Origin of the sequence: Flavobacterium luteum (assembly GCF_008806775.1) — a bacterium.
Taxonomy (GTDB): domain Bacteria; phylum Bacteroidota; class Bacteroidia; order Flavobacteriales; family Flavobacteriaceae; genus Flavobacterium; species Flavobacterium luteum.
In genome coordinates, this window is the sequence record NZ_WAEM01000017.1 from 1 (window position 1) to 2677 (window position 2677).

Annotated in this window: 2 protein-coding genes; both read left to right on the forward strand. The window is 37.6% G+C overall.

Features of this window, described 5'->3' with window-relative positions:
• On the forward strand, positions 1–247 hold a 247-nt coding region (locus F6464_RS14260), incomplete at its 5' end, for an OmpA family protein (RefSeq protein WP_151107143.1).
• Positions 248–266: 19 nt separating this feature from the next.
• On the forward strand, positions 267–2677 hold a 2411-nt coding region (locus F6464_RS14265), incomplete at its 3' end, for an Ig-like domain-containing protein (protein ID WP_151108618.1).

Sequence of the window (2677 nt, forward strand, 5' to 3'; positions counted from 1 at the left end):
CAACAAAAAGTTAATCATATTGGCTAAATCGCACACCGATTATAGAGGAAGTGATGCCTACAACCTATCCTTATCAGACAGAAGAGCAAAAGCTACAGTACAATATGTAATTTCTAAAGGAATTGACGCCAAAAGAATCACTGGAAAAGGTTATGGAAAAACCGAACCTAAAGTAGACTGCAAAGACACGTGCACCGATGAGCAACATGCACAAAATAGAAGATCGGAATTTTTGATTGTGAAGTAATTTATAAAAAACAAAAAAAATGCTAACTGGATTTAAATCGATACTATTACTGATTATAACGACACTACTTTCGTTTACCAATACAAATGGACAAAATCTTCTTACTAATGGGGATTTTGAAAGTGGAGGTAGCGGAAATGGATTCTTAGTATCTAATTACTCCTTAATTAATCCCGTAAACGGCACTAGTACTCCTGGAAGATATGCCTGGACCACCAATCCGAATCTTATGAATTCTACTTACATTTCTGGAGGTGATCACACCAATGGAAGCGGAAGAATGTTGGTTATTGATGGAGCAACCTCTAGCAATCAATTTTTTTGGACAGCTACAAGTACAGGCGGAACTCTTGCAGGATTTACTATTGGTACAACATACACTTTCAGTTTTTGGGTAAAATCTATATCAAATGATGTAACTAATAGTGCGACTCAAACCACCATTAATGCTTTTTTTGTTAATGCTTCAAATTATAACCCATCAAATTTAAGCACACAGGTTCCCTTACCCGCTTCAGGTTGGCAAAAAGTGTCCTTTTCTTTTACAGCAAATGCTGCTAATGTGCTTATTCGATTGTTTACTAGTAGCACCAGTGCTATTGGCAATGATTTTGCAGTTGATGATTTTGAAATAAAAGCTGGAGCATTACCCTTTACATTTGTAAGTAATTCTTCTACAAATCCTTCTTGTCCAAGTGTTAACGATGGTACTATAACTGCAACAGCAAGCGGAGGTAGCATTCCTTATAATTATGCCTTAACTGGTTCTGCATCAGCAACAAATAGCACTGGGAAATTTACTAACTTATTAGAAGGAACTTATACTGTTACTATAACTGATTTCGCGGGAGCCACTTTACCGCCTATTACAGGAATTGTTCTTACTGCTCCAAACCCATTAGTAGTAAGCGCAACTTTACCTACTGTATGCCCGGGGACCCCAACTACTCTTAGTGTTAGTGGCACTACTACAGGATACACTTGGACTGCAAATCCTGTAGACACTTCCCTAACAACACCCAATAGTGCAAGTATTACAGTAAGTCCTACACAAACAACAACCTATACGGCAAGTACAGGAAAAACCACGTCTGCAACTAATTTAATTAACAATGGTGATTTTGAGTTAGGAAATACTGATTTTACATCCGATTATATAACTAATGTTAATCCAAATCCAGGTGGTATAAAAAAAGCATACGCTATTGTAACTAATCCTAAATCTTGGTTTGGTCCCTTTTCTACTTGTCCCGATAAAACAACTGGGACAGGAAACATGATGGTAGCTGATGGTTCTGACCAAAACGGTGGTAACGATAAATTTTGGGTTCAAAACGGTGTTTCTGTTGTTCCGGGTACAGATTACGATTTTAGTTATTATTTACAATCTGTAACCACGGGTACTCCTGCTAAAATTGAGATTTATATTAATGGTGTTTCATTGGGAGCGCCTGTGTCTGCCTCGTCGACACCTTGTAATTGGGAAAAACATACCTACAAATGGAATTCCGGAACAAATTCATTTGCATCCATTGTTATTTATGACCGAGAAATATCTGGAGGCGGAAATGATTTTGCCATAGATGACATTTCATTGGTAGAATCAGTAGTTTGTCCGCTTACAAAATCACTAACAATTACTGTTAATTCAACTCTTACGTTAAACATTATAGACCCTGCACCTGTTTGTTCTGGAACACCAGTTGATATTATGCAACCTGCCATAACAGCAGGAAGTACTACAGGCACCACATTAACCTATTGGACTGATGCTCTGGCAACTAATACTTTATCCAATCCAAGCTCCATTACTACAAGCGGAACCTATTATATAAAAAGTACGCTAGGAAGTTGTTCAATAATTAAACCGGTTTTGGTTAGTATCAATTCAAGTGGTGGAGTACCAACACCAGGAGTTAATCCAGTAAGTTATTGTCAAAATAGTGTTGCTCCATCATTAACAGCTACTCCAGCAACAACAGCTACTTTAAATTGGTATGGAATTAATGCTACAGGAGGCACTGCTACTTCAACGGCTCCTATTCCTTCAACTACAGCACTTGGAACAATAAAATATTATGTTAGCCAATCTATCGGAACTTGCGAAAGTCCTCGTGTTGCAATAGATGTGACTATTAAAGTGAATGAAACTCCAACATTTGCTGCACCTTCATCTATTTGCTTTGGAGACACTCTTTTTACATTACCCCTGTCTTCAAACAATAGTATTACGGGAACTTGGTTGCCTGTTTTTGATAATACTAAAACTGATACTTATACTTTTACGCCAACTGCTGGACAATGTGCAACTACAGCACCACTAACCATAACTGTAAATCCAAAAATAACGCCAACATTTGTTGCACCTTCACCTATTTGCTCAGGAGACACTCTTTTTACATTACCCCCATCATCAAGCAATAGTATTAC